Raw genomic sequence first — 25,116 nt, 5'->3', positions numbered from 1 at the left:
TTGTCATCCCTTTATCGCGATGAAGAGATATGAATTTTCGGCATCACGCCGCGTCGAGCGAGGCCAGCCATTCGTCGTCGGAACCCTCGCTGACGCCCTCGAACAGGATCGTGCTGAGGTAGCGCTCGCCGGTGTCGGGCAGCATGGCGAGGATCACCGAGCCGGCCGGGGCCTCGTTCGCGACCTGCAGCGCCGCGGCCAGCGTGGCGCCGGCGGACAGACCGACGAACACCCCTTCCTCGGCCGCGAGGCGCCGAGCTGTGTCACGCGCGACGAGGTCCTCGATGGGCTTGATGTCGTCGACGACGCTGCGGTCGAGCACCGCGGGAATGAAGTCCGGGGTCCAGCCCTGGATCTTGTGCGGCTGCCATTCCTTGCCGCCGAGCAGCTGCGCGCCGGCCGGTTCGGTGCTGACGATCTTCACGTCGGGACGGGCGAGCTTGAGGGTCTGGCCAACGCCGGTGAGCGTGCCGCCGGTGCCCCAGCCGCTGACGAAGTAGTCGAGCTGCTTGCCGACGAAGTCCTGCAGGATTTCCGGGCCCGTGGTGTTGCGATGCCACGCGGGATTCGCCTCGTTCTCGAACTGGCGGGCGAGGAACCAGCCGTGCTTCTCCGCGAGTTCCTTCGCCTTGCGCACCATGCCGCTGCCGCGCTCGGCGGCCGGTGTGAGGATCACCTTGGCGCCGTAAGCGCGCATCAGCTTGCGGCGCTCGACCGAGAAGGTTTCCGTCATCACGGCGACGAACTTGTAGCCGCGCGCCGCGGCCACCATGGCCAGCGCGACGCCGGTGTTGCCCGAGGTGGCTTCCACGATGGTATCGCCGGGCTTCAGCAGTCCCTTCTTCTCGGCGTCGAGGACGATGGCGAGGGCGAGGCGGTCCTTCACCGACCCGCCGGGGTTGAAGGCTTCGACCTTGACGTAGAGCTCGACGTGCTTCGGCGCGATGCGCGAGAGCTTGACGATGGGCGTGCGGCCGATGGTGTCGAGGATGGAATCAAAAAGGGCCATGTCAGGATCCGTAGGAGGCTAAGCGGCGAGGGTGAGCGCGGCAGTTGTAGGGAAGGGTGAGGAAAGGGTTGCGGCGAGTGTCGGCGAAACCACCCCGATGGGTGGATCGCCGAACCAGTGCAGGTCGCTGGCAAGCGCCGCAACCTCGCCGAGGATCAGCAGGGCCGGCGAACGCACGTTTTCGGCGATGGCGCGTTCGGGCAGGTCGGCGAGCGTCCCGAGCACGACGCGCTGGTTCGCGCGGCTGCCGTTTTCGACCAATGCGAAGGGCGTGGTTGGCGCTCGGCCGTGGGCGATGAGGCGGTCGCGGATGGTGTCGAGGCCTTGCACACCCATGTAGACCGCCAGCGTCTGGCGCTCCTGTGCGAGCGCAGCCCAATCCAGCGTGTCGATGGAATTGCGGCAGTGTGCGGTGACGAGTCGAACCGACTGCGCGTGGTCGCGGTGCGTGAGCGGGATGCCGGCGTAGGCGCCGCAGGCGACGGCCGCGGTGATGCCCGGTACGACCTCGTACGGGATGCCTTCGGCGCGCAGCGCTTCCAGTTCTTCGCCGCCGCGTCCAAACACGAAGGGATCGCCGCCCTTGAGCCGGACGACCGTCTTGCCGGCCTTGGCGTGCTCGATGAGCAATTCGTGGATGCGCTGCTGGGTGGTGTGGTGCGTGCCGGCTTCCTTGGCAACCTCGATGGTCTCGGCATCGCGGCGGGCGAGGGCGAGGACGTCGGCGCTGACGAGCCGGTCGTGCAGGACCACATCGGCCTGGTTGAGCGCACGCAATCCGCGAAGTGTCAGCAGGCTGGGGTCTCCCGGGCCGGCGCCCACGAGGATCACGCGGCCGCGGGGTGTCGTCTTTTCCTCGAGCGCCGCCGCGAATGCGGCTTCGGCTTCGGCGAGATCACCGTTCCGCAGCGCGTCGGCGGCCGGGCCGCGGATCAGCGCTTCGATCACCTGGCGGCGGCGCGCGGTTTGCGGGAATCGTGAACGAAGGACCTCACGCTTCGATCCCAGCCACTCGGCGAGGTCGCCCAGCGCCGGATCCAATTCGGTTTCGAGGCGTTCCCGCAACCAACGTGCGAGCATGGGCGCTTCGCCGCGGCTGCTGATCGCGATCTGCAGCGGGCCGCGCTCGACGCGCGCGGGCACTTGGAAGCTGCAACGCGGCGCATCGTCGACGACGTTGACCCAGACGCGCCGGGCTTCGGCCTCGCGAGCCACGGCGGCATTGACCTCGGGATCGTCGGTGGCGGCGATGACCAGCCACGCACCCTCGAGCCAACCGGGATCGAAGGGGCCCGGGCGGTGGGCAAGGCGTCCCTCGGCCACCGCCCGGGCCAGCTCGGGCTCCAACTCAGGGGCGCCGACCACCACGTCGGCGCCGGCCTCCATCAGGGCCTCGGCCTTGCGCTTCGCGACCACGCCCCCGCCGACCAGCAGCACGCGGCGGCCGGCAAGGTCGAGGAAGACGGGGAACAGCGGGGAGGGCATGAGCAGAGGCGGTCGGTGGTGTCCGGTCTGGGCACGCTAGTCCGCACAGGCCGAGGGCTGGAAATGCCACTCGGCGCGGTGCATATGCCTTGCGGTTATCAGCCGGGACTGGACGTCTCGAAATATTTATCGTTTCATCGCGATGAATGGATGGACTACCGGCGCGACCACGCCGCCGGCCCCGCCCGATGCCTTTGCTCCCATGACCCTCACCCAGCTCCGCTACCTCATCGCCATCGTCGATGCCGGCCTGAACATCACCACGGCCGCCGACAAGGTGCATGCCACCCAGCCCGGCATCTCCAAGCAGCTCAAGCAGCTCGAGGACGAGCTCGGCTTCCTGCTGTTCCAGCGCAAGGGCCGCAGCCTCGAATCGATCACCGAGGCCGGGCAGGTGGTGTTGGCGCACGCGCGTCGCGCCGTCGCCGAGGCCGCGAACATCCGCGCTTTCGCCGCCAACCAGCGCGGCGAAGCGGCCGGAACGCTGCACATCGCCACGACCCACACGCAGGCCCGCTTCGTGCTGCCGGCCGCGATTGGCGCGCTGAATCGCGAATACCCCCAGGTGGGCGTGCAACTGCAGTCGCTGGCCGACAACGACGTGCTGCCGCATCTCGCCAAGGGCAATGCCGACATCGCCATTGTCAGCAGCGTCGGCAGCGTGCCGGCGGGCGGCCATGCGATCCCGCTGTATCGCTGGCGTCGCATCGTCGTGGTCCCGAAGGGCCACGCGCTGGCGAAGCTCGGCCGCGCGCCCACGCTCGAGGACCTCGCCGCGCATCCGCTCGTCAGTTACCACAGCACCAGCCAGCCCGAGAGCTCGCTACGCCGGGCCTTCAGCGATGTCGGCCTGAATCCGACCGTGGCGATGACCGCGCACGACGCCGACCTGATCAAGACCTATGTGCGCGCCGGGCTGGGTGTGGGCATCCTCGCCGAGATGGCCGTCAGCGCGATCGCCGACGGCGACCTCGCCGTGCTGCCGGCCCCCGCCGTGCTGCCGGAATGCACGGCCTGGGCCGTGGTGCCCAAGGAACGTGTGCTCCGGCGCTATGCCTTCGACCTGTTCCGGCACGTGGCCCCGCAACTGGACCGCCACGATCTGCAGCGCGTGCTCGGTGGGCACCAGGAATCCGTGTGGCCGACGCCGCCGAGTTGGGTGGAGCTGAGTCAGGCGATCACGAACTGAGTCTGCGGCCAGCGTTTATCATTCCGGGCCGGCTGATCGCCGGCCCTTTCATTTCAAGGCGTTGCGATGCGGATCGACACCAAGCTGCCGAAGGTCGGCACCACCATCTTCACTGTGATGAGCGTACTCGCGGCCGAGCACGGCGCGGTCAACCTCGGGCAGGGCTTCCCCGATTTCGAGGTGCCGGTGCCGCTGCGCGACGCGCTCGCCCGCGCCATGGCCGAGGGCAAGAATCAGTACGCGCACATGGCCGGCGTGCCGCCGCTGCGGAAGGCCATCGCCGACAAGACCCTGCGCTGCTACGGGCATCGCCCGGACCCGGAAACCGAGATCACGGTGACCTCCGGCGCCAGCGAGGCGATTTTCGATGCGATCGCCGCCGTGGTTCGACCGGGTGAGGAAGTGATCGTCCTCGACCCCTGCTACGACTGCTACGAACCGGCCATCGACCTCGCCGGTGGCCGTGCGGTGCACGTGCCGCTGGATCCCGCCACGTTCGCCGTCGACTGGGCAGCGGTGCGCGCCGCGGTGACGCTGAAGACGCGTCTCTTCATGTTCAACACGCCGCACAATCCGTCGGGCGCGATGTTCGGCGCGAGCGATATCGCTGAGCTGAAGCGCTTCGTGGCGGATTTCCCCCACGTGCTGCTGCTCTCGGACGAGGTGTATGAGCACATCGTGTTCGACGGCCGCGTCCATGAGAGCGTGCTGCGCTATCCGGAGCTGGCGGCGCGCGCGTTCGTCATCAGCAGCTTCGGCAAGACCTACCACTGCACCGGCTGGAAGGTGGGCTACTGCGTCGCGCCGGCTGCGCTCACTGCCGAGTTCCGCAAGGTCCACCAGTACAACACCTTCTGCACCTTCGCCCCGGCGCAGTGGGCGTTCGCCGAGATGATCGAGCAGCACCCCGAGCACTACGACGAGCTCGGCGCCTTCTACCAGGCCAAGCGCGACCGCTTCGCGGCGCAGCTCGCGACGACCAAGCTCAAGGCCCTGCCGGTGCCGGGCGGCTACTTCCAGCTCGTCGACTACTCCGCGGTGAGCGACCTCGACGACCTCGCGTTCTGCCGCTGGCTCACCATCGAGAAGGGCGTCACTGCGATTCCGCTTTCGCCGTTCTACGAGACGCCGCCGAAGGGCCAGCGCCTCGCGCGCCTGTGCTTCGCCAAGAACGAGGCCACGCTGGATGCCGCCATCGAGCGGCTGGCGAAGCTTTGAGGATTCGCGCATGAGCATCGGCCCTGATCGCGATCTCCGCGTCGCCCTCGTGCAGGGCGACACCCGCTGGCACGACCCGGCCGGCAACCGTGCCTACTACGGCGGGCTGATCGCGCCACTGGCGGGTCGCACTGACCTCGTTGTCCTACCGGAGACCTTCACCTCCGGCTTCAGCAACGAGGCGCTCGCCAGCGCCGAGGACATGCAGGGCCCGACGGTCGCGTGGATCATCGAGCAGGCGAGGGCGCTCGACGCCGCCGTCTGCGGCAGCGTGCAGCTGCGCGTTGAAGGCGCGCAGGCGGCATTGGAAGGCATCGCGCCGGGCGTCTACAACCGCCTGCTGTTCGCCACGCCCGACGGCGCGCTCGTGCACTACGACAAGCGACATCTGTTCCGGATGGCCAAGGAGCACGAGCGATACGCCGCGGGCGACAAGCGTGTGTTCGTCGAATGGCGCGGCTGGCGGATCTTCCTGCAGGTCTGCTACGACCTGCGCTTCCCCGTGTACATCCGCAACCGCTTCGACGCGACGCGCCCCGGCGCCTTCGACTACGAACTCGCCCTGTTCGTCGCCAACTGGCCTGCGGCCCGCGCCTACCCGTGGAAGACCCTGCTGCGCGCCCGCGCCATCGAGAACCTCGCGGGCGTGATCGGCGTGAACCGCGTGGGCACCGACGGCAATGGCATCGCCTACAGTGGTGATTCGGCCGCGCTCGACCCGCTCGGCCAGCCGCTGGTCGAAGGCGATGCCGAGGTCCGCGTTCTGGAAGCGACCTTCAGCGCCGAGCAGCTCCGGGGGCATCGCGAGCGCTTCCCGGCGCAGCTGGATGCGGATGCCTTCGACCTGGGGCCATGAGACGGCCCTTGCCGTAGCGGCATGTCAACGCCATGTGCCCCGCCGCGTTTCTCTTGTATTGCCATCGCTTTCCGGAGCCCATCTGATGCGATCCTTCCTTGCGATCGTGGTGACGTTCGCCCTAACCGCTGGGCTTCTCCTTCCCGCATCCGGCCGGGCGCAAGGCCGGCCGGCCTGGGTGACGCCCCCCGTCGTCTCGCCCTTGGTGGAGTACCGGCAGTTCGACAGCGCCTTGGCGGGCGGCCCGGTCAGCTACCACGTGTACCTGCCCGCCGCGTATGCGGCGCAACCAGAGCGCCTTTTCCCCGTCGTGTACTGGTTGCACGGCAGTGTGACACCGACGGAGGGCATCCCCACGGTGGCGTCGCGTTTCCACGAGGCCATCGCCGAGGGACGGATTCCCCCCCTCATCGTGGTGTTTCCGAACGGCTTGCCCTACGGGATGTGGTGCGATGCGAGGAGTGGGACGCAGCCCGTCGAATCCATCCTCGTCCATGAACTGGTCCCCGAGGTCGACGCCACCTTCCGGACCTTTCCAGAGCGTCGTGGGCGCCTGCTCGACGGTTTCAGCATGGGCGGATACGGCGCCGCTCGCTTGGGTGTCCGCTTTCAAGGCGTTTTCGCCGGCTTCTCGATGCTGGGTGCGGGGCCGCTCCAGCGCGATCTGCTCGAGGACCGGCCGGGCTTGCAACCGATCGAACTGCGCCGGCGCCTCCTCGAAGAGGTGTATGGCGGCGATCCCGCGTACTTCGAGGCGCAGAGCCCGTCTACGCTCGCCGCGGCCAGCGTGACGTCACTGGAGCGGCATCCACCACGCATCCGGCAAGTGATCGGGACCCAGGATTCCATCCTGCAGGGCAACCGGGACTTCCACGCGCGCCTCACCCAGCTCGGTATCGCCCACGAGTACATCGAGGTGCCGGGTGTCGGTCACGTCGTTCCCGGCCTGATGGATGCGCTCGGCGACCGGTTCTGGGCGTTCTACCGTGACGCTTTCCGGTCACTCGATCCGCAGGGTTTCGCGGGCCATGACTACAGCGGGAACTGGTACGCCCCGGCCAACAGCGGCTGGGGTTTGGCGATCCAGTCCTACGGCGACCAGGTGCTGGTGCTGGGCTTCGTCTACGACGGCGGCGATCCCACCTGGTTTTTCCTGCAGGAACGGTGGTCGGCCCCCGACGTGCTGCAGGGCGCTGCGTGGCGCCGCACGAATCCGGGGGGCTGGGGCACGCCGCAGTTCACTCCCGCCGACCAGCGCGATGCCTTGATCGGCACCCTGCGGCTCGAGTTCACCGCGAGGAACGCGCTTGAGATGTCCGGGACGGTCGGGGGGCGCCCGGTACGCGCTAGCCTTGTCCGTCTGGAGTGATCCTTCTCCGGCAGGCGTGGAGCCGCGCTACACCCAGGCCGCCAAGACCACGCGCTTGCCGTACTTCAGCTGCTCGTAGCCCCCTTCCGGTACGGGCAGTACCTCGATCTTCGAGAAGCCGACCTTGCGCAGGATGAAGTGCAGCGCCTCCAAGCTGGGGATCAGGCTGATGCCCAGCGTCGAGGCCTCCGGCCCATGCGTTTCGTCGGTCTCGTCGACGATGACGAAGCTGCCCTCGATGGGTTTCACGAAACGGTAGCTGCCGTAGTCGACGACACCGGTCTGGCCGGGGGCCACCTGCGTCTCGATCAGGCACAGGCGCTTGCACAGCGCCCGGGCTACTCGCAGCGCACCGACCGGGTTCTCGAGGTGGTAGAGCAGGCCGAAGCAGAGCACGAGGTCGTGCGTGCCGACGATCGCCGCCGACAGTCCATGGACATCGCCGCGCGAGAACGCCACGTGCTCCATTCCAGTAGCCGCAGCAATCAACCGCGCGTCCTCGACGTGCTGCTGCCTCGCGTCGATGCCGTGCACGGACCCGAAGCCGAACTCGCGAAGCTTGAGCGAGAACCAGCCCTGGTGGCAGGCGAGGTCGACCGCGCTGGCGCGTGCCGCGCCTTCGGGGAACGCGCCCTGCAAGGCCGCTTCGGCCATGGCCCAGCGCGTGTCGTGGATCGCGAGGATGTCGGGTGCGTGCGCGCTGCCGGTCACCGCGCCCGAGGGCAGGGTGAAGCGGTAGAACCAGTCACGCGCGAGGACGTCGGCCTCGAGGCCGCGGGGGTCGGAGGCCGTCGTCATGGATCAATCGATGTCGGGCGCGCCTTCGGGAATGCGCGGGCCGTGGCCACCGCGGCCGGGCTTGCGCTGGCCGCCGCGGGGCGCACCGCCACCGGGGCCGCTCGGACCGCGCGGGCCACCGCCGCCCGGACCACGCGGGCCGCGGGCGGGACCGCCCTCACCGCGCGGGCCACGGCTTGGGCCGCCACCTTCGGGGCGCGGGCCACGGGCAAAGCCGCCGTCACCGGCCGGCTTGCCGAACGGACGATCACCGCGCGGTTTGCGCGGCGGGGCCACCTTGGAGCCGGTCTCGACGCCTTCCGGCACGTACCAGCTGCGGAACGCGCCCGAAGCGCTGTCCACGCCGCCGGCCACGGCCTTCGGGCCGCGCGGCTTGCCTGCGTAGGGCTTGCTCTGGCTCGGCTTGGCCGGGCGGTCGCCCCAGGGCTTGCCGGCACCGGCCGCGCGCTCGCCGAAAGGCTTGGTGCCCGGGGCGTCATCCGGCTTCTTGCCGAACGGCTTCTTGCCGAACGGCTTGCCGGCCGGCCGCGGGCCGCGGCTCTCGACCGGGGCATCACTGCCCATCGGGCCGACGAAGGCCTTGGCGCCCCTCTTGCCGTACACCTTGCCGCCGGGCTTGCCGCGGCCACGGGCCGGGCGCTCCTCGCGGATATGGTCGAAGCGGCGCAGCTCGCGCTCTTCCTGGTCCAGTGCGCCGTTCACGTAGGACGGACCGCGCTGGTCGCGGCGCACTTCGATGGCCTGCTTGCTGGCGCGGCGCTGGCCGATGACCGGCTGCAGCGTGAGCACGGCGTTCTGGTTCTCGAGCTTGAACTCGCGGCGCAGGGCATCGACCTGGTCGGCCGACATTTCCGTGCTGTGGCCGCGTAGCAGCTCGCGCGGCAGCACGACGTTGCCGTAGCGCACGCGCTTCAGGCGGCTGACCTGGAAGCCCTGGCTGTCCCACAGGCGGCGCACTTCGCGGTTGCGGCCTTCCTTGATGACCACGCGGAACCACGCGTGCGAATCGCTGCTGCCGATGGCCTCGATCTCGTCGAACTTGGCCGGGCCGTCGTCCAGCTGCACGCCGCGCTTCAAGCGTTCGATGACCGCTTCCGGCACCTCGCCGTGGATGCGGCAGACGTACTCGCGCTCGACTTCGCTCGAGGGGTGCATCAAGGCATTGGCCAGCTCGCCGTCGGTGGTGAGCAGCAGCAGGCCGGTGGTGTTGATGTCGAGGCGGCCCACGGCGATCCAGCGGGCGCCCTTCAGGCGCGGCAGCGCTTCGAAGATCGTCGGGCGGCCTTCGGGGTCTTCGCGCGTCGTGACCTGGCCTTCGGGCTTGTTGTAGAGCAGCACGGCCGCGGGCTCGGTGAGCGCGGTGGCCATGAAGGTCTTGCCGTCGAGTTCAATGCGGTCGCCGCCCTTGACGATGCGGCCGAGCTCGGCCACTTCGCCGTTGACGCGGACTTCGCCGCGCGAGATGCGTTCTTCGAGCGAGCGGCGCGAGCCGAGTCCGGCCTGGGCCAGCACCTTGTGCAGGCGCTCTTCGATGGCGGGGGCGGCCGGGTCGGCCGCGGAGGCCTCGCGCTTCAGCGAGAGGGTCTTGCGTTGGGTGTCTTTGCTCATCGGGCTCAAGGCGTGCGGTCGGAAACCGCGTCGTCGCTCTCGTCAGGGGTGGGGTAGGACGTCGTCACGACGTCATCAATGGCGCCCGCGTCATCGGCGACGGGGGCGAGGTAATCCGCGGATTCCGCCGCGTCGGGCATCGCGGCCGCGAGGGCTTGCACGGGCAAGGGATCCTCGAAAGGCAGCTGCGGTTCGAGCTCGCCGAGGTCGCGGATTTCCGACAGCGGCGGCAGTTCATCCAGCGACTTCAGGTTGAAGTAGTCGAGGAAGCCCTTGGTGGTGCCGAACAGGGCGGGACGGCCCGGCACGTCACGGTGCCCGACTACGCGGATCCACTCGCGCTCCTCGAGCATCTTGATGATGTTCGCGTTCACCGCCACGCCGCGGATCGCCTCGATCTCGCCACGGGTGATCGGCTGGCGGTAGGCGATCAGGGCCAGCGTTTCGAGCGTCGCGCGCGTGTAGCGCTGCGGGCGCTCGGCGAACATGCGCGCGACCCAGGGCTGCACGTCGCGCTGGACTTGGAAGCGGAAGCCCGAGGCCACTTCGACCAGCATCACGCCGCGGGAGGCGCAGGCGGCCTGCAAGGCCTCGATGGCCTGCTCGATGCTGCCGCGCGGCGCGGGCTGGTCCTCGGGGAACAGCGCGTAGAGCTGCGCAACCGTCATCGGGTGCGTCGCGGCCAGCACGGCGGCCTCGACGATGCGCTCGACGAGGCGGTTGTCCGACAGCGGCGCCTCTTTGGGCGGCGACTGCAGTTCGAATTCGACCGGGGTGTCTTCGGTGCTCATCAGGATAGGAATGAGTGGCGGGATCAGGCCGGCTCGAGGCCGCTGTCGCCGTCGGTGGGCAGGGCGGAGGGGGATTCCACTCCGGCGTCGCTGCGGGGTTCGTTGTCGTCGGAGCTGCCGTCGCCGCCGCTGGCCGGGCCACCGTCCTTGTCGAGGCGCTCCGACATCGCCCGCACGTAGATGGCGGCGAGAGGGTCTTCCTGCACGATCTCGATCAGGCGTTCCTTGGCCAGTTCGAGGATGGCGAGGAAGTTCACCACCACGCCCAGCCGGCCTTCCTCGGCGACGAACAGGGTGCTGAATTCGGTGAACGTGGTGGCCGAGAGCTTGCCCAGCACCTCGCCCATCCGCTGGCGGACGCTGAGCGCCTCGCGCTTGATGGCGTGGTGGCTGAACAGCTCGGCGCGCTTCATCACGTCGCGCAGGGCCAGCAGCATCTCGCGCAGGTCCACCGAGGGCGGCTCGACGCGGGTCTGCTTCTCGCCCGGGTCGGCGTGCACCACCACGGTGTCGCGCTCGAGGCGGGGCAGGGTGTCGATGTCCTCGGCGGCCTTCTTGAAGCGCTCGTATTCCTGCAGGCGGCGCACCAGTTCGGCGCGCGGGTCGGATTCGACGCCTTCCTCGCTCGGCGGGCGCGGCAGCAGCATGCGCGACTTGATCTCGGCGAGGATCGCGGCCATCACCAGGTATTCGGCGGCGAGCTCGAAGCGAAGCTCCTGCATCACGTCGATGTAGCCGATGTACTGGCGGGTGATCTCGGCGACGGGGATGTCGAGGATGTCGAGGTTCTGGCGGCGGATCAGGTACAGCAGCAGGTCGAGCGGGCCCTCGAAGGCTTCGAGGATGACCTCGAGGGCGTCCGGCGGGATGTAGAGGTCCTGCGGCATCTGCAGGATCGGCTGGCCGTGCACGATCGCCAACGGCATTTCCTGCTGCTGCGGCGGGGTCGGGAAGACGCCCGGCGCGACAGTCGTCGCGTCGGCCAGCAGGTCTGCGCTGTGGCCCGGTGCCGGTGTGCCGGTCACGGGTTGGGTGCTGCGGTGTGGACCACGGAGTCTCCGGGGTGCGGTAACGGCGTCCGGTAGGACGTGGCCTCAGGCCAGGTCCACCGGTTGGAAGCCCTGACGCACCACGTCGGGGGCGGGCAGGGTGCAGTCGATGATGCTCGTGGGGCCGGGAGCGCAATGGCCCGCATCCAGCATCACATCGACCGCGTGCAGCCAGAGGTCGGCCACCTCGTCGGCCTCGTTGCCGAGGAAGGGCGCCTCGTCGGCGTCCATGTCGGGCGACCGCAGCGTGGTCGACAGCAGCACGTCGCCACAGGCTTCCAGCAGCGCTTGCGCCACCGGGTGCTCGGGGATACGAATGCCGATATCGCGCCGCTTGCTTCGGGCGCCCTGCTTCAAACGGTTCGGGAGCTGCCCGGAGGCCGGCAGGATGAACGTGACGGGTCCGGGGCTCAGGCGACGCAACAGGCGGAAGGCCGGGTCATCGAGCCGGGCAAAGCGGCTGGCGTCGCTGATTGAGCGGCAGAATAGGGTGAAGGGGTGCCGGCTGTCCAGTTGGCGGAGGCGTCGGACGCGTTCCTCGGCCCCGGTCCCGTTCAGACTCCAGACGAGGGCGTAGCCGGCATCCGTCGGGCACAGCGCGAGTCCGTCACGGTTGATCCGCTGTGCAGCGCGTTCCACGAGGCGGGCTTGGGGCGTCTCGGGATGGACATCCAGACGAACCGACTCGCCCGCGGCGATGCTCACTGCGACGAGCCCATCGGGCCGTAGGTCTGCTCAAGGGCGCTGCGTCCTCCACGCTCCGACCGCGCGAGCATCGCCCGATCGAAGTGCTGCGCCAGCAATCGGCCCGTCGGTGTATCCGCGAAAGCAATGAAGATCGGGTTCTCGACGCCCGCGTCGATCAACCGCACCGCGGGAAAGAAACCGCCCCGGTCGATCTCGTGGCGAAGCACGTGGCCGTTGTCGAGCACCGTGTCGATCCTCGCATCCACGAGCTTGCGGAGATTCGTCCATGTCGGGCGATCGCTCGAGAGCGTTTCCAGCGTGGGCCCGCCGCGTTCCCCGGGGAACAGCGCGCCGTCCAGCGTCGGCCCGAAGCGGTACCCGTCGGCCAGCCCGATACGACGGTCGGCGAGGACCTCGACGCCGGTGAAGGTCCAAGGGTCGTCGGCGCGAACCGCGAAGGCCGGGCGGTCGCTGGCGGCGGCGAGTTTCGGGTAAACCAGCGCGGCCGATTCGCCCCGCACCGCGCCGAGCACGCCATCGATGCGGCCGGTCTCGGCTTCACGGACGGCTCGTGCCCAGCTCATACGGCGGATTTCCACCGGGCGGGCCGGGGATTCGAAGACCTCGCGGGCCAGTTCCACCAGGTAACCGGGACGCGTGGATTCGAAACAGACGTAGGGGCACCACTCGTCGGAGGCGAAGACCAGCGACCGGCCCTCGGGCAGAGAGCCGGACGCCGTGTCGGCCAAAGCGGTGTCACGCCCCGAAACGGGCGCGGCGAGGGCCATCAGCAGAACGGCGAGTCGTCCGAACGCCCCGCGGCAGGGTCGCGTGGTCATCTGCATGGACGATCGCCGCTCAGCGACGTGCCGCCCTCGGCTTCGAAGCGAGTTCATCGACCATCGCGCCGAACTCGATCGGCGTCGGCGGGGCCAGCGACTTCACGCGATCGCGGGCTTCCAGGCGCGCGCCGCCCTGGATGGTCGCGATGCTGAACTGCTCTTGCACCTGGGCCACCTGGATCTCGCCTACTGGCGTTTCGGTCGAGCCGAGCGAGATGCCGGTGTCCGGGTCGATGAGGGCTTCGCCGGGACGGACCACGGCGAGGCGGTCGCCGGCGCTGACCACGCCGGCGCCGAGGTTGATGTAAGCCTGCGTGCCCTCGACCTTGACGACGGCACCGGTGGCAGGCTGAGCACCAATCTGCTTGGCGAGTTCATAGACGGCTTCGTTGATCGAAGCGAGCACCGCCTGGCCGATGGGCGTCCGCGAGTAGGCGCCGACGAAGCCGCCAAGTGCGCCGCTGCCGCCGATGCCGAGGCCCCCGAAATCGATGCCCGATTCCTTGATTTCGCGCTCGATCTGCCGGGTGAAGACGACTTCGCTGGTCGTCGCGTTGATCAGGCGGATGTTCATGCCTAGCGAAGACGACGACGAGTTGACGTTCACGCTGCCGGCCAAGGCGCCGAGGCCGCCGAGCCGTCCTCCGAGCGCGTTGGCGATGCCGCCGACGTTGGTCGACCTGGCGTTGGTGCCCGGGTCGTAGGAGGTGATGACGGCTTCGACGAGGTACTCGGCGCCGAGGATCTGGCCCATGCCGGCCGCCGAAGGCGTGGCTACTCGGCCGCTGGCGCCGAAGTCCTGCTCCTGCATCACGTTGCCGATGGCCTGGCGCTCGACCAGACGGAAGCGACCGCTCTGGTTCAGTGCATCGGTGATCATCGCCTCGATGCCGTTGACCGGCACCGTCTGGAAGGCCCACTCGACGTTGGTCGAGCCGTACTGGTCGTTGGCGGTATAGCTGGACACGCTGGAGGTGTTGTCGATCTTGCTCACCGCCACGCGCGCCTTGCGCCCGGCGTAGGGCGACCAGCGCATCTGCACGAGGCGCAGCGTGTTGACCGGAGTCAGGTCCTGCGGAAGGGCGATCTCGTTGCCTTCGGCGAGCGAGTAGGCGAGGGGCTCGGCGGCCACCGGCAGCGCGCTGGCGGCGGCGATGGCGAAGGCGGCGGTCAAGGCGCGGAACGGAAGCATGGCTTCTCCTGGGAAGCGGAAACGGGGGATTTCCATAGGCATTCCGCCCGAGGCGGGCGGCGCGTTCGAGTCTAGCCCAAGGCTCCGCACGGCTACACTGGGCGGATGACGAATCCGAATTCTCCGACCCGCTGGTACGTGATTCTCGGACACGATGCCGACGGTACCGGCCCGGCCCGCGCCGCGGCGCGACCGGCGCACCTAGCGCGCCTAGAGACGCTGGCCTCCGCTGGCCGATTGAAGCTCGCCGGCCCACTGCCGCGTCAGGATGGCGTGCCACCTGCCGATGGGGGTGTCTCCGGAAGCCTGATCGTTGCCGCCTTCGGCGATCTCGCCGCCGCACAAGCCTGGGCGGCCGACGATCCTTACGTCGCCGCCGGCGTCTATGCGCGCGTCGACGTACAGCCCTTCCTTCCGGTGCTGCCATGAGCGACCCCGCCATCGAGGGCGGTCTCCCCCGGGAGGCCCGTGGCGCCGAGATCGAAGCGCGGTTGAGGACGGCCCTGCAGCCGCAGTCCCTGGAGGTGGTCGACGACAGCCACAAGCACCGTGGCCATGCCGGCGCGGCTGATGGCCGCAGCCATTTCTCGGTTCGGGTCGTGGCGGAGGCCTTCGCCGGCCTCCGTCCGATCGCCCGTCATCGCCTCATCTACGAAGCGCTCGGGACCCTGATGGCGACCGACATCCATGCCTTGGCCATCGAGGCCCGTGCCCCGGGCGAGGCCGCCCCGTAGTCGTTACACTGGCAGGCCGCCCGGGGTGCAATTTCCTTCGAATCAAGGACTTGCATCGCCGAGCATCCCGAATTCAACGCTCCCGGAGCCGGTGCTTTCCCGCCCGCTTCGAGCCACCGGATCGCCCTGCGCATGCGTCTGTCCACCATCAAGCTCGCCGGCTTCAAGAGCTTCGTCGACCCGACCACCCTGCACCTGCCCACCAACATGACCGGTGTCGTCGGTCCGAACGGCTGCGGCAAGTCGAACATCATCGACGCGGTGCGCTGGGTGATGGGCGAGAGTTCGGCGAGCCGCCTGCGCGGTGATTCCTTCACCGACGTGATCTTCTCCGGTTCGTCGTCGCGCAAGCCGGTCTCGCAGGCCACGGTGGAACTGGTGTTTGACAACAGCGACCAGGCCATCGGTGGCGAATTCGCGAAGTACAACGAGATCTCGGTGAAGCGCCTGGTCTCGCGCGACGGGCAGAGCAGCTATTTCCTCAACGGCGCGCGCTGCCGCCGCCGCGACATCACTGACCTGTTCCTCGGCACCGGCCTCGGCCCGCGCAGCTACTCGATCATCGAGCAGGGCATGATCTCGCAGGTCATCGATTCCAAGCCCGAAGAGTTGCGCCTGTTCCTCGAGGAAGCCGCCGGCATCTCCAAGTACAAGGAGCGCCGCAAGGAGACCGAAAGCCGCATCAAGGGTACGCGCGACAACCTCGACCGCCTCAACGACCTGCGCGAGGAGATCGACAAGCAGCTCGAGCACCTCAGGCGCCAGGCCCGTGCCGCCGAGCAGTACCAGGCCCTGCAGGCCGAACACCGCGAAAAGGACGCCCAGCTCAAGGCGCTCGAGTACCGTCGCCTGCAGGCCCAGTCGGAAGCGCTGAATGCCGCGCTGTTGGACGACGAGACGAAGCTCCAGGAACTGCTCGCCGAGCAGCGCACCGCCGAAGAGCAGGGCGAATTGACCCGTGAGCAGCACGCCGAGGCCAGCCAGCACCTTGGCCGCGCGCAGGCCGAGAGCTACCGCATCGGCGGCGAGATCGCACGCATCGAACAGCAGATCCAGCACCAGCGGGAACTGAAGCGGCGCATCGAGACCGCCCGCGCCGAAGCCGACGAGGCGCTGGCCGAGGTGATGCACCACATCGAGGCCGATGCTGCCCAGCTGATGCAGCTGGAAGAACAGGTGGCCGAAGCCGAGCCGCGCCTCGAGACCCTGCGCGGCGGTGACGAGGATCGCCAGGACGCCCTGCGTGAGGCGGAAACCAAGCTCGCCGACTGGCAGCGCCGCTGGGACGACTATGCGCGTTCGTACGCCGAGTCCTCGCGGGCGGCCGAGGTGGAGCGCACCAAGATCGAATTCCTCGAACGCCAGTCGATGGAGGCCAACCGCCGCCGCGAGACGCTGGCCACCGAGCGGGCCGGCCTCGACCTCACAACGCTCAGCGAAGCGATGGAGACGTTGGCGCTCGAACACGAAACCAAGCGTGCCGGGCTCGATGCGCTGGCCGAGATTCTCGACGCCAAGAAGGCCGCACTGCTCGAGATCCAGGAGCAGCAGCGCCAGCAGCAGACCGAGCTTGCCGAAACGCGCAAGGCCACGCAGGCCGCCAAGGGCCGCATGGCCTCGCTCGAGGCCTTGCAGCACGCCGCGCTGGGACAGGAGAAGAGCGGCGCGCTCGAGTGGCTGAAGTCACAGGGTCTGGCTGAACTGCCGCGTCTCGGCGAGGTGCTGACGGTTGAGCCGGGCTGGGAAACCGCCGTCGAGACGGTGCTCGGCCACCTGCTCGAAGCGGTTGTCCACGACGACGCCGGCAGCGTGCGCGACGCGGTGGCCCGCCTGGCGCAGGGTCGGGTGGCCTTGGTCGACGGTGCGACGGGCGGCATCGACGTGCCGGCCAGCAGCCTCGCCGCCAAGGTGCAAGGGCCGCGGGCCATCCGCGCGCTGTTGGCGCCTATCCATGCCGTCGAGGCGCTGGCCTCCGGCGAAGCCGAGGCGCACCGGGCTGGCCTGCGCACGGGCGAGGCCATCATCGATCGCACCGGCGTCTGGGAAGGCCCGGGCTGGCTGCGCTTCAACAAGAGCGGCGAGGCGCAGCAGGGCGCCTTGGCCCGCGAGCGCGAGATCAACGAACTCAAGCAGCAGATCGTGGCCCTCGCGGCGCGCGAGCAGGCGCTGGTCGAAGGCCAGCACGCCCACCGCGATGCCTTGCTGGTGGCCGAGCAGGCCCGCGAAGACGCGCAGCGCACGCTGTACCTCGCGCATCGCAGCGTTTCCGAGATGGGCGGCCAGCTGCAGAGCCAGAAGGGCCGGCTGGAAACCGCGCAGGGCCGCATGGCCGCGTTGGATCGCGAGCTGGCGCAGATCGCCACGTCGATGGAATCGGCGCAGGTCGAAGTGCGCGAGGCCCGTGGGCGCCTCGAAGTCGCCACCGAGCGCATGGGCGACCTCGAGACGCAGCGAATCACGCTGGAGAACGAGCGCCGCCTCTTCACCGAGCAGCGCGAGATGGCGCGGATGTCGGCGCGTGAGGCCCGCGATTCGGCCCACCAGCTGGCGCTGGCGCTCGAGGCGCAGCGCACCCGTGTCAATGCACTCAACCAGTCGCTGTCGCGCCTGCGCGGCCAGCAAGCCCAGCTCGCCAGCCGCCGCGACGAGCTTGCGGCCCAGCTGCAGGACGGCGACAGCCCGATCCACACGCTCGATGGCGAGCGCCAACTGCTGCTCGAGCAGCGCGTGATCGCCGAGAAAGACCTCGCGACGGCGCGCGCGAACCTCGACGGCATCGAGCAGGAACTGCGCGGCTACGAGCACAAGCGCCAGCAACGCGACCAGGCCGCCATTGCGCAGCGCGAGCGCATCGCCCAGCGACGGATGGAAGCGCAGGCGCTGGAGATCAAGGCGCAGCAGCAGGTGGAAGCGATCGCCACCGCCGGCCTCGAACTCGAGGCGGTCGTGGCTGGCCTGCCGGAGCAGGCGGACGCGGCCAGTTGGGCGCGCAGCATCGGCGAGCTGGAAGGCAAGATGCGCCGGCTGGAGCCAGTCAACCTGGCGGCCATCCAGGAGTTCGCCGAGCAGAGCGAGCGCAAGGCCTACCTCGACACCCAGAACGCCGACCTCGTTGCCGCGCTGGAGCAGCTCGAAGACGCCATCCGCAAGATCGACCGCGAGACCCGCGGCCGATTCAAGGAAACCTTCGATCGCGTCAATGCCGGCGTGCAGGAACTCTTCCCGCGCCTGTTCGGTGGCGGCCACGCCTACCTCGAACTCACCGGCGAGGACCTTCTCGACACCGGCGTCGCCATCATGGCGCGCCCGCCGGGCAAGCGTGTCTCCAACATCAGCTTGCTGTCCGGCGGCGAGAAGGCGCTGACGGCGGTCTCGCTGGTGTTCGCGATCTTCCGTCTGAATCCCGCACCGTTCTGCCTGCTCGACGAGGTCGACGCACCGCTCGATGAGGCCAACGTCGGCCGCTTCTGCACGATGGTCAGCGAGATGAGCGAGAAGGTGCAGTTCCTCTTCGTCAGCCACAACAAGGCGACGATGGAGGCGGCCAAGCAGCTCGCCGGCGTCACCATGCGCGAGCCGGGCGTGTCGCGACTCGTCTCGGTCGATCTCGCCGAGGCCACGCGCCTCGCTGGTGCGGCATAATCGCGCGGTCTCAACCACGCCAAGACCGCGTCTGGAGCCTGTTGGATGGAATTGTCCGGCCTGAGTGAAGCCAACATCCTGCGGATCGCCATCGGCGCCGCAGTGGTGGTGCTGATGGTGGTGATCTGGTTGACCGGCCGGAAGAAGCCCGAGCAGGGCGTGCGTCGCGATAGCGCCGATACCGAGCGCCTTGCTGCTGCGTTCCCGAGTTTCGGCGCAGGCGGCCGCCGGGAGCCGACCTTGGGCGACGCGGTGGCCGAGACCGACAACGACGGCCCCGAACTCGATGCCGAGCGCGGCATCGCCGTGGACGATGCTGCCCCGGTGGCGCCCACGCGCTCCCAGCTGGGTGCCCGTCCGGACGCCAGCTTCGACCGCATCGTCACCCTTTACCTCGCGGCCCGCGCCGGCGAAGTGCTGCAGGGCCCCGATATCGTCGTCGCCTGCGAGAAGGCCGGCCTGGCCTACGGCCACATGGGCATCTTCCATCGCCTCGACGACAACCACCCCGAGCGCGGCCCCATCTTCAGCCTCGCGAACCTGGTGAGGCCGGGTTCCTTCGATATGGCCCGCCTCGGCGAGATTCGCACGCCCGGCGTCAGTCTGTTCATGACCCTTCCGGGCCCGCTGAACGCCCTGGACGCTTGGGAAACCCTGCTGCCCGCCGCTCAGCGCATGGCCGAGCTGCTCGATGCCGTGCTGCTCGACGAAGAGCGCAACGCGCTTGGCCGCCAGCGCATCGCGCACCTGCGCGAGGAAATGCGCGCCTACGACCGCAAGCGCGACGCGCAGAACGTCCGCTTCTGAGGCCACGGGCCGGCGCCGGTCGCCGGCCGCCACGCGACACCGACGCGAGGTCCGCATGAGCGCCCCCGATCGAATCGACGAACTCCGGCGGCTGATCGCCGACGCCGACCACGCCTATTACCAGCTCGACGCGCCGTCCGTCCCCGACGCCGAGTACGACCGCTGGATGCGCGAGCTTCGCGAGCTCGAGGCGACGCATCCGGAGTTCGTGACGACCGACTCGCCGACGCAGCGCGTGGCCGGGAAGCCCTCCTCGGCCTTCGCCGAAGTGCGCCATGCGGTGCCGATGCTCAGCCTCAACAACGCCTTCGCCGACGACGAGGTCGCCGATTTCGTGCGGCGCATCGTCGAGGCCACGGGCGAGAGCGAGCCGGCGTTCTCGGTCGAGCCGAAGATCGACGGCCTCGCGATCACGTTGCGCTACGAGCATGGCGTGCTCGTGCAGGGTGCGACGCGCGGCGACGGCACCACGGGCGAGGACGTGATCGCCAACCTGAGGACGATCCGTGCGATTCCTCTGGCACTCCGTGTTCCGGCCGGGTTGCCCGTTCCGGAAGTCCTCGAGGTGCGCGGCGAGGTCTACATGCCGAAGGCGGCCTTCGAGCGGTTCAACGAGCGCGCGCATGCGGCCGGCGAGAAGCCTTTGGCCAATCCGCGCAATGGTGCAGCGGGTTCGCTGCGCCAACTGGATTCGCGCATCACTGCCAAGCGTCCGCTGGCGTTCTTCGCCTATGGCATCGGTGAGGTGCAGGGCTTCGGGCTGCCGGCGACGCATTCGGTCTTGTTGAAGTCCCTCGCCGGATTCGGGCTTCCCTTGGCGCCGGAAGTCGACGTCGCGTCCGGTCTCGATGGCGTGCTGGCCTACTATCGACGCATCGGTGTTGCCCGCGAGACGCTGCCGTACGACATCGACGGCGTGGTCTACAAGCTCGACCGCCGCGACCTGCAGGAGCAGATGGGTTTCGTGGCTCGCGCTCCGCGCTGGGCCATCGCCCACAAGTTCCCGGCGCAGGAAGAAGTGACGTCGCTGGAAGGCATCGATGTGCAGGTGGGCCGCACCGGCGCGATCACACCGGTGGCACGGTTGAAGGCGGTCCGCGTGGCCGGTGTCGTCGTCACCAATGCCACGCTGCACAACGCCGACCAGATCGCCCGGCTGGACGTCCGCGTCGGCGACACCGTCGTCGTGCGGCGCGCCGGCGACGTGATTCCCGAGGTGGCTCGCATCGTCCCGGAGCGTCGGCCGCTCGCCGCCGACGGGTCGCCGCTGCATCCGGCCTTCGTCATGCCCACGACCTGCCCGGAGTGCGGCTCGGCGGTGGAACGCGCGGAGGGCGAGTCGGTGATGCGCTGCACCGGCGGCCTGTATTGCCCGGCGCAGCGCAAGCAGGCGCTGATCCACTTCGCCTCGCGCCGCGCGATGGACATCGAGGGCCTCGGCGAACGCTTCGTCGAGGATCTGGTCGATTTCGGCTACGTGCAGACCGTTGCCGACCTGTACCGATTGACGCTGGACGACCTGCTGGCCATGAAGCGCCGCGCCGACGCGCGTGACGGCGTGACGCCGGAGACGGTGAAGCAAGGGAAGATCGCGACGCGCTGGGCCGAGAACCTGCTGGGCGGTATCGACCAGAGCCGCAACACCGCGTTGGAGCGCCTGCTGTTCGCGCTGGGCATCCGTGATGTCGGCGAGGCCACGGCGAAGCAGCTCGCCCGCTGGTTCGGCGGGCTCGACGCACTCATCGCCGCCAGCGTGGACGAACTTCTCGCCGTGCCGGACGTCGGCCCCGTGGTGTCCGCACGCATCCACGGGTTCTTCGCCGAGGCCCACAACCGCGAGGTGATCGCGGCGCTGCGCGAGCGCGGCGTGCAGTGGCTGGAAGGCCCGCCGCAGCGCACTGCCGAAGGGCCGCTCGCCGGGAAGACCGTCGTGCTGACGGGCGGCCTCTCGGCCTTCAGTCGCGACGAGGCCGGCGCGCATCTGGAAGCGCTGGGCGCGAAGGTCGCGGGCAGCGTTTCGAAGAAGACGTCCCTCGTGGTCGCGGGTGAGGCGGCCGGCTCGAAGCTCGACAAGGCGCGAGAGCTCGGCATCGAGGTCTGGGACGAAGCGGGACTGCTCGACTTCCTCCGTGCCCAAGGTCGCATCGCGTGAACCCGCGCCACGAAGCCTTGCATCTCCGCGCCCGGCTGAACGCGCTGTTCCGCGACTTCTTCGCCACGCGCGGCGTGGTCGAGGTCGAGACCCCCGTGCTCAGCCGCGCCGGCAACACCGATCCGAACATCCGCAGCTTCACGCTGGAGTTCAGTGGCCCGGCCAGCGGTGGCCCCCGCCAGCGCTGGCTGCGCACCTCGCCCGAGTTCCCGCTGAAGCGGCTGCTCGCCGAGGGCTTCGGTGATTGCTACGAACTGGGGCGTGTGTTCCGCGACGGCGAAGCGGGTGGGCGGCACAACCCCGAATTCACGATGCTCGAGTGGTATCGCGTCGGTTGGGACCACCGTCGCCTCGCCGACGAGACCGTGGCCCTCGTCACCGCCGCGATGGCACTGGTGCAACGGCCGCCGGTCGCGTTGCGTTCGCTGGACTTCGCGACCTTGTATCGCGAAGCGTTCGGTCTGGACCCGCACACGGCCTCCATCGACGCCTTGAGGGCCGCGCTGGGTGAGATCCGCATCGATCCGGAAGGACTGACGCGGGAGGATTGGCTCGACCTGCTGATGACGCATCGGCTGCAGCCGTCCTTCGCCGCCGATGCGATCACCGTGGTCCACGATTGGCCGGCGACGCAGGCGGCTCTCGCACGACTCCGTCCCGGCGATGCGCCGGGTGAGCCCACCGTGGCCGAGCGCTTCGAGCTCTATCTCGGCCCACTTGAAGTGGCGAACGGCTACAACGAATTGAACGACGCGTCGGAGCAGCGCGGCCGCTTCCAGCGTGACCATGCCGTGCGTTCGGCGCGCGGTGATGCCTTGCCGCCGATCGATGACGCGCTGATCGCTGCGTTGCCGGCCATGCCGGACTGCGCCGGGGTGGCGCTGGGCGTCGACCGGCTGTTGATGGGGCTGGTCGGGACTACCCGGATCGCGGACGTGCTGGCCTACGACTTCGCGAGCGCCTGAACGGCCGGCATCGACGGCCGCGGTGTGGCGCACGTTTGCTGCGGAATTTCCCGGCCATTCATCGATCGCTGATGATGCTCATCGTCGCGATCCAGACCGAGGCCGCCCATGTCCGCACGCCACTCGTTCTTCGCCCTCGTCGCCCTCTTCGGGGCGTCGTCGTTCTCCATGCCTGCAGCCGCCCAGTACGGCTACGCGCCCGCCGAGCGCTTCCGTTGCGAAAGCCACGACGGCCGAACCAACCAATGCCGGGTTGACACCCGTGGCGGCGTTGTCCTGGTTCGCCAGCTGTCGCGTGGCGCCTGCATCGAAGGCCGCACCTGGGGTTGGGATCGGCGCGGTGTCTGGGTGAGTGAAGGCTGTCGCGCCGAGTTCGAGGTTGCCGGCGGCTACGCGGGCCATCCCGGAGGCGGCTATGGCGATGGCTACGGTGGTGGGTATGGCGGTGGGTGGGTGATCCGCTGCGAAAGCCACAATGGCCGGCAGAACTACTTTGATTTGGATGTCCGTGGCGGCGTGGTGCTGGTGCGCCAGCTGTCGCGCGGTGCCTGCATCGAAGGCCGCACTTGGGGCTGGGACCGTCGTGGCGTTTGGGTGGCCGAAGGCTGCCGCGGCGAATTCGCCAGCGGTGGCGGTGGCCGGCCGGGCGGTGGTGGCCGGCCGGGCGGAGGTGGGTGGGGCGGCGGTCCCGGGTATGGCCACGGCGGCGGGCGGACGATCCGCTGCGAATCGCAGAGCGGCCGCACCCAGTACTGCGACATCGGCTACGCGCGGGACGTGCGCCTCGAGCGCCAGCTGTCGCGTGGCGAGTGCACCGAGGGCTACACCTAGGGCTTCGACCAGCGCGGGCTGTGGGTCAGCCGGGGTTGCCGCGCCGAGTTTTCGGTGTGGTGACAGCGGCGCGTTTCCGTGGCGCCTTCGCCGAGCGCCCCGACGTCGACGGCTCCGACGGCTTTGTCGTGGGCTCGCGGGCGGCTCGGCCCGCAGCCTTCGCGATGCGGCCTGAGGCACGCAGCACCTGACCGCCCCAAGCCGCCGCCAATTTGAGCGGCGGCAGGGCCATCGTCAGCGCTTCGGCGCTGAAGTCTCGCAGCTTGGCGGGGGCGATCTCCAGCGCCTCGCCGAGCGGCGCCGGCAGCCAGTCCATGCCGGCCTTCCGCACGCGGCAGACGGCATCGGCATAGCGCCCGGCCGCCCAAGTGGTGGCCACGGCGCGGGTCGTTTCCGCCACCAGCGGTTCGACCGGTGTGAAGCGCAGGAGGGGTTGGATCAGCGGTGTTGGCAGCCACTCGCCGAGCAGGTCGCGCAGGCCGTCCTTGCGGGTGAGCGGGCTCAGCTTCGCCTGGGTCTCGGCCACGGCGAGCACGCTCTCGATCTCCCAGCGCGCCGGTTTCAATCCGTGCCGGGCGTAGATCGTCTTGACCAGGTCGCGGCGGACCGTGGCGGGCTTCAGCCGCTCGGCCGCGTCGAGCATCCGCTTCGGGATGAAGGGCCGCAGCAGGGGCAGGGTGTGCAGGGCCACGTCGATGGCGGCTCCGGCACCCGCCTGAACCGAGGCGGCGTGGAGTCGGGCTTCGGTGCCGGCGACGCTGGCCGGACGCTTCGGGCTCGTGGGCATGGCGGTTAGCATAGACGCATGAGCCTCGATTACGACCGTTACGACCGCATCCGACCCATCCAGTGGATGGACGACCACCTGTTGCTGCTCGACCAGCGCCGCCTGCCGTTCGAGACGGTGAGCCTCCGCTGCGACAGCGCGGCCGAGGTGGCCGTCGCCATCCGCGACCTCGCCGTCCGTGGTGCGCCGGCGATCGGCATTTCCGCCGCGTGGGGCGTGGTCCTGGCCGGGCAGGGCACGCAAGCGGCTGATGGCCTCGAGGCCGAGCGCCTCATGGCCGCGCAGCTCGACGCGCTCAACGCCTCGCGCCCCACCGCGGTGAACCTGATGTGGGCCATCCGCCGCATGCGCACGGCGCTTCGCGCCGCCGGGCCGGACTGGCTTGCGGCGATCACGTCCGAGGCCGAGGCCATCGCCCGAGAAGACCTCGCGGCGAACCGTCTCATGGGCCAGCTCGGTGCCGCGCTGATCGCGCCCGGCAGCGGCGTGCTGACGCACTGCAACACCGGATCGCTGGCGACGGCGGGCTTCGGCACGGCGCTTGGCGTGATCCGCGCCGGCGTGGCCGAGCGCCGCATCGCCAAGGTCTTTGCCGGCGAGACGCGGCCGTGGGGGCAGGGTGCCCGCCTGACCGCGTGGGAGCTGCAGCAGGACGGCATCCCGCCCACCCTCATCGCCGATTCGGCCGCCGCCCACCTGATGAAGACCGGGGCCGTGCAGTGGCTCATCGTCGGCGCCGACCGCATCTGCGCCAATGGCGACACGGCCAACAAGATCGGCACCTATGCCCATGCGATCTCGGCGAAGCACCATGGCGTCAAGGTGATGGTGGTGGCGCCTTCGTCCACGGTCGACATGGCCACGAAGCACGGTGACGACATCGAGATCGAACTCCGTGACGCGCGCGAATTGCTGTTCGCGGGTGGTCAGCGGGTGGTGGCCGAGGGCGTGGCCGCCTGGAACCCGGTCTTCGACGTGACGCCGGGTTCGCTGATCGACGTCATCGTGACCGAGAAGGGCGTGATCGAGCGGCCGGACGAGGCGGCGATGCGGGCGGTGTTCGGGGCAGGCTGAGGACGGCCTTGACGGTGTCCGCGCCCGAGGC

The 25,116-nt window shown here is 69.3% G+C and carries 21 protein-coding genes and 1 pseudogene; 12 read left to right on the top strand and 10 right to left on the bottom strand.

Annotated features, from left to right (window positions below):
* Positions 1 to 43: 43 nt before the first annotated feature.
* Both cysK and cysG read right to left on the bottom strand, forming a co-directional pair.
* Entirely contained in the window at positions 44 to 1,009 is a 966-nt protein-coding gene (cysK, locus tag O9255_RS09490) for a cysteine synthase A (RefSeq protein ID WP_297866613.1), read from the bottom strand.
* A gap of 18 nt (positions 1,010 to 1,027) precedes the next feature.
* Positions 1,028 to 2,494, bottom strand: coding sequence for a siroheme synthase CysG (cysG, locus tag O9255_RS09485; RefSeq protein WP_297866612.1), 1,467 nt, complete (start codon positions 2,492 to 2,494; stop codon positions 1,028 to 1,030).
* Between the two features lie 202 nt (positions 2,495 to 2,696).
* Here cysG and O9255_RS09480 point away from each other — a divergent pair, with 202 nt between their 5' ends.
* The 4 genes from O9255_RS09480 to O9255_RS09465 all read left to right on the top strand — a co-directional run bounded on the left by O9255_RS09480 (position 2,697) and on the right by O9255_RS09465 (position 7,126).
* Positions 2,697 to 3,683, top strand: a complete 987-nt coding sequence (locus tag O9255_RS09480; RefSeq protein ID WP_297866611.1) for a LysR family transcriptional regulator — start codon at positions 2,697 to 2,699, stop codon at positions 3,681 to 3,683.
* A gap of 66 nt (positions 3,684 to 3,749) precedes the next feature.
* Positions 3,750 to 4,901 carry a pyridoxal phosphate-dependent aminotransferase gene (locus tag O9255_RS09475; RefSeq protein ID WP_297866610.1) on the top strand — a complete coding sequence of 384 codons (1,152 nt, stop codon included), beginning with the start codon at positions 3,750 to 3,752 and terminating at the stop codon, positions 4,899 to 4,901.
* 10 nt (positions 4,902 to 4,911) lie between these two features.
* Positions 4,912 to 5,757 carry an amidohydrolase gene (locus tag O9255_RS09470; RefSeq protein ID WP_297866609.1) on the top strand — a complete coding sequence of 282 codons (846 nt, stop codon included), beginning with the start codon at positions 4,912 to 4,914 and terminating at the stop codon, positions 5,755 to 5,757.
* Positions 5,735 to 7,126, top strand: a complete 1,392-nt coding sequence (locus tag O9255_RS09465) for an alpha/beta hydrolase-fold protein (protein WP_297866608.1) — start codon at positions 5,735 to 5,737, stop codon at positions 7,124 to 7,126. Before O9255_RS09470 ends, O9255_RS09465 begins: the two co-directional genes overlap by 23 nt.
* A gap of 27 nt (positions 7,127 to 7,153) precedes the next feature.
* Here O9255_RS09465 and O9255_RS09460 read toward each other — a convergent pair whose 3' ends face one another.
* From O9255_RS09460 to O9255_RS09430, 7 genes and pseudogenes are all read right to left on the bottom strand, one after another.
* Positions 7,154 to 7,924, bottom strand: coding sequence for a class I SAM-dependent methyltransferase (locus O9255_RS09460; RefSeq protein ID WP_297866607.1), 771 nt, complete (start codon positions 7,922 to 7,924; stop codon positions 7,154 to 7,156).
* A 3-nt stretch (positions 7,925 to 7,927) separates the two neighbouring features.
* Complete coding sequence (rluB, locus tag O9255_RS09455; protein WP_297866606.1) at positions 7,928 to 9,532, bottom strand: 23S rRNA pseudouridine(2605) synthase RluB; 1,605 nt, start codon at positions 9,530 to 9,532, stop codon at positions 7,928 to 7,930.
* A 179-nt stretch (positions 9,533 to 9,711) separates the two neighbouring features.
* A pseudogene (scpB, locus tag O9255_RS09450) lies at positions 9,712 to 10,263 on the bottom strand (SMC-Scp complex subunit ScpB); the annotation flags it as partial.
* Positions 10,264 to 10,346: 83 nt separating this feature from the next.
* Positions 10,347 to 11,249, bottom strand: coding sequence for a ScpA family protein (locus tag O9255_RS09445; RefSeq protein ID WP_297866810.1), 903 nt, complete (start codon positions 11,247 to 11,249; stop codon positions 10,347 to 10,349).
* 168 nt (positions 11,250 to 11,417) lie between these two features.
* Positions 11,418 to 12,077 (bottom strand): L-threonylcarbamoyladenylate synthase, encoded by a 660-nt coding sequence (locus tag O9255_RS09440; protein ID WP_297866605.1) that lies wholly within the window; start codon positions 12,075 to 12,077, stop codon positions 11,418 to 11,420.
* Positions 12,074 to 12,898, bottom strand: coding sequence for a transporter substrate-binding domain-containing protein (locus O9255_RS09435; protein WP_297866604.1), 825 nt, complete (start codon positions 12,896 to 12,898; stop codon positions 12,074 to 12,076). The genes O9255_RS09440 and O9255_RS09435 overlap by 4 nt, the downstream gene beginning before the upstream one ends.
* Positions 12,899 to 12,917: 19 nt before the next feature.
* Positions 12,918 to 14,093 carry a CsgG/HfaB family protein gene (locus tag O9255_RS09430; protein ID WP_297866603.1) on the bottom strand — a complete coding sequence of 392 codons (1,176 nt, stop codon included), beginning with the start codon at positions 14,091 to 14,093 and terminating at the stop codon, positions 12,918 to 12,920.
* 105 nt (positions 14,094 to 14,198) lie between these two features.
* Here O9255_RS09430 and O9255_RS09425 point away from each other — a divergent pair, with 105 nt between their 5' ends.
* The 7 genes from O9255_RS09425 (at position 14,199) to O9255_RS09395 (ending at position 23,224) form a co-directional block, all read left to right on the top strand.
* Positions 14,199 to 14,522, top strand: coding sequence for a YciI family protein (locus O9255_RS09425; RefSeq protein ID WP_297866602.1), 324 nt, complete (start codon positions 14,199 to 14,201; stop codon positions 14,520 to 14,522).
* Positions 14,519 to 14,827, top strand: a complete 309-nt coding sequence (locus O9255_RS09420; RefSeq protein ID WP_297866601.1) for a BolA family protein — start codon at positions 14,519 to 14,521, stop codon at positions 14,825 to 14,827. The genes O9255_RS09425 and O9255_RS09420 overlap by 4 nt, the downstream gene beginning before the upstream one ends.
* A gap of 132 nt (positions 14,828 to 14,959) precedes the next feature.
* Complete coding sequence (gene smc, locus O9255_RS09415) at positions 14,960 to 18,469, top strand: chromosome segregation protein SMC (RefSeq protein WP_297866600.1); 3,510 nt, start codon at positions 14,960 to 14,962, stop codon at positions 18,467 to 18,469.
* A 60-nt stretch (positions 18,470 to 18,529) separates the two neighbouring features.
* Positions 18,530 to 19,276: a cell division protein ZipA gene (gene zipA / locus O9255_RS09410; protein ID WP_297866809.1), complete on the top strand. Its 747-nt coding sequence runs from the start codon at positions 18,530 to 18,532 to the stop codon at positions 19,274 to 19,276.
* Between the two features lie 55 nt (positions 19,277 to 19,331).
* Positions 19,332 to 21,428, top strand: a complete 2,097-nt coding sequence (gene ligA / locus O9255_RS09405) for an NAD-dependent DNA ligase LigA (protein WP_297866599.1) — start codon at positions 19,332 to 19,334, stop codon at positions 21,426 to 21,428.
* Positions 21,425 to 22,393 carry an EF-P lysine aminoacylase EpmA gene (gene epmA, locus O9255_RS09400; RefSeq protein ID WP_297866598.1) on the top strand — a complete coding sequence of 323 codons (969 nt, stop codon included), beginning with the start codon at positions 21,425 to 21,427 and terminating at the stop codon, positions 22,391 to 22,393. The genes ligA and epmA overlap by 4 nt, the downstream gene beginning before the upstream one ends.
* A gap of 108 nt (positions 22,394 to 22,501) precedes the next feature.
* The gene (locus tag O9255_RS09395; protein ID WP_345781371.1) at positions 22,502 to 23,224 is read left to right on the top strand and encodes a DUF3011 domain-containing protein; all 723 of its coding nucleotides are present in this window, start codon (positions 22,502 to 22,504) and stop codon (positions 23,222 to 23,224) included.
* 25 nt (positions 23,225 to 23,249) lie between these two features.
* Here O9255_RS09395 and O9255_RS09390 read toward each other — a convergent pair whose 3' ends face one another.
* Positions 23,250 to 24,011: a hypothetical protein gene (locus O9255_RS09390; RefSeq protein ID WP_297866597.1), complete on the bottom strand. Its 762-nt coding sequence runs from the start codon at positions 24,009 to 24,011 to the stop codon at positions 23,250 to 23,252.
* Between the two features lie 18 nt (positions 24,012 to 24,029).
* Between O9255_RS09390 and mtnA the strand changes: the two genes are divergently transcribed.
* Positions 24,030 to 25,085 carry an S-methyl-5-thioribose-1-phosphate isomerase gene (gene mtnA, locus O9255_RS09385; RefSeq protein WP_297866596.1) on the top strand — a complete coding sequence of 352 codons (1,056 nt, stop codon included), beginning with the start codon at positions 24,030 to 24,032 and terminating at the stop codon, positions 25,083 to 25,085.
* Positions 25,086 to 25,116: the final 31 nt, after the last annotated feature.

The organism is Silanimonas sp., from assembly GCF_027530345.1.
Classification (GTDB): domain Bacteria; phylum Pseudomonadota; class Gammaproteobacteria; order Xanthomonadales; family Xanthomonadaceae; genus Silanimonas.
Note: the sequence above shows the minus strand (reverse complement) of the source record. Positions and strands in the feature narration are given on the sequence as shown.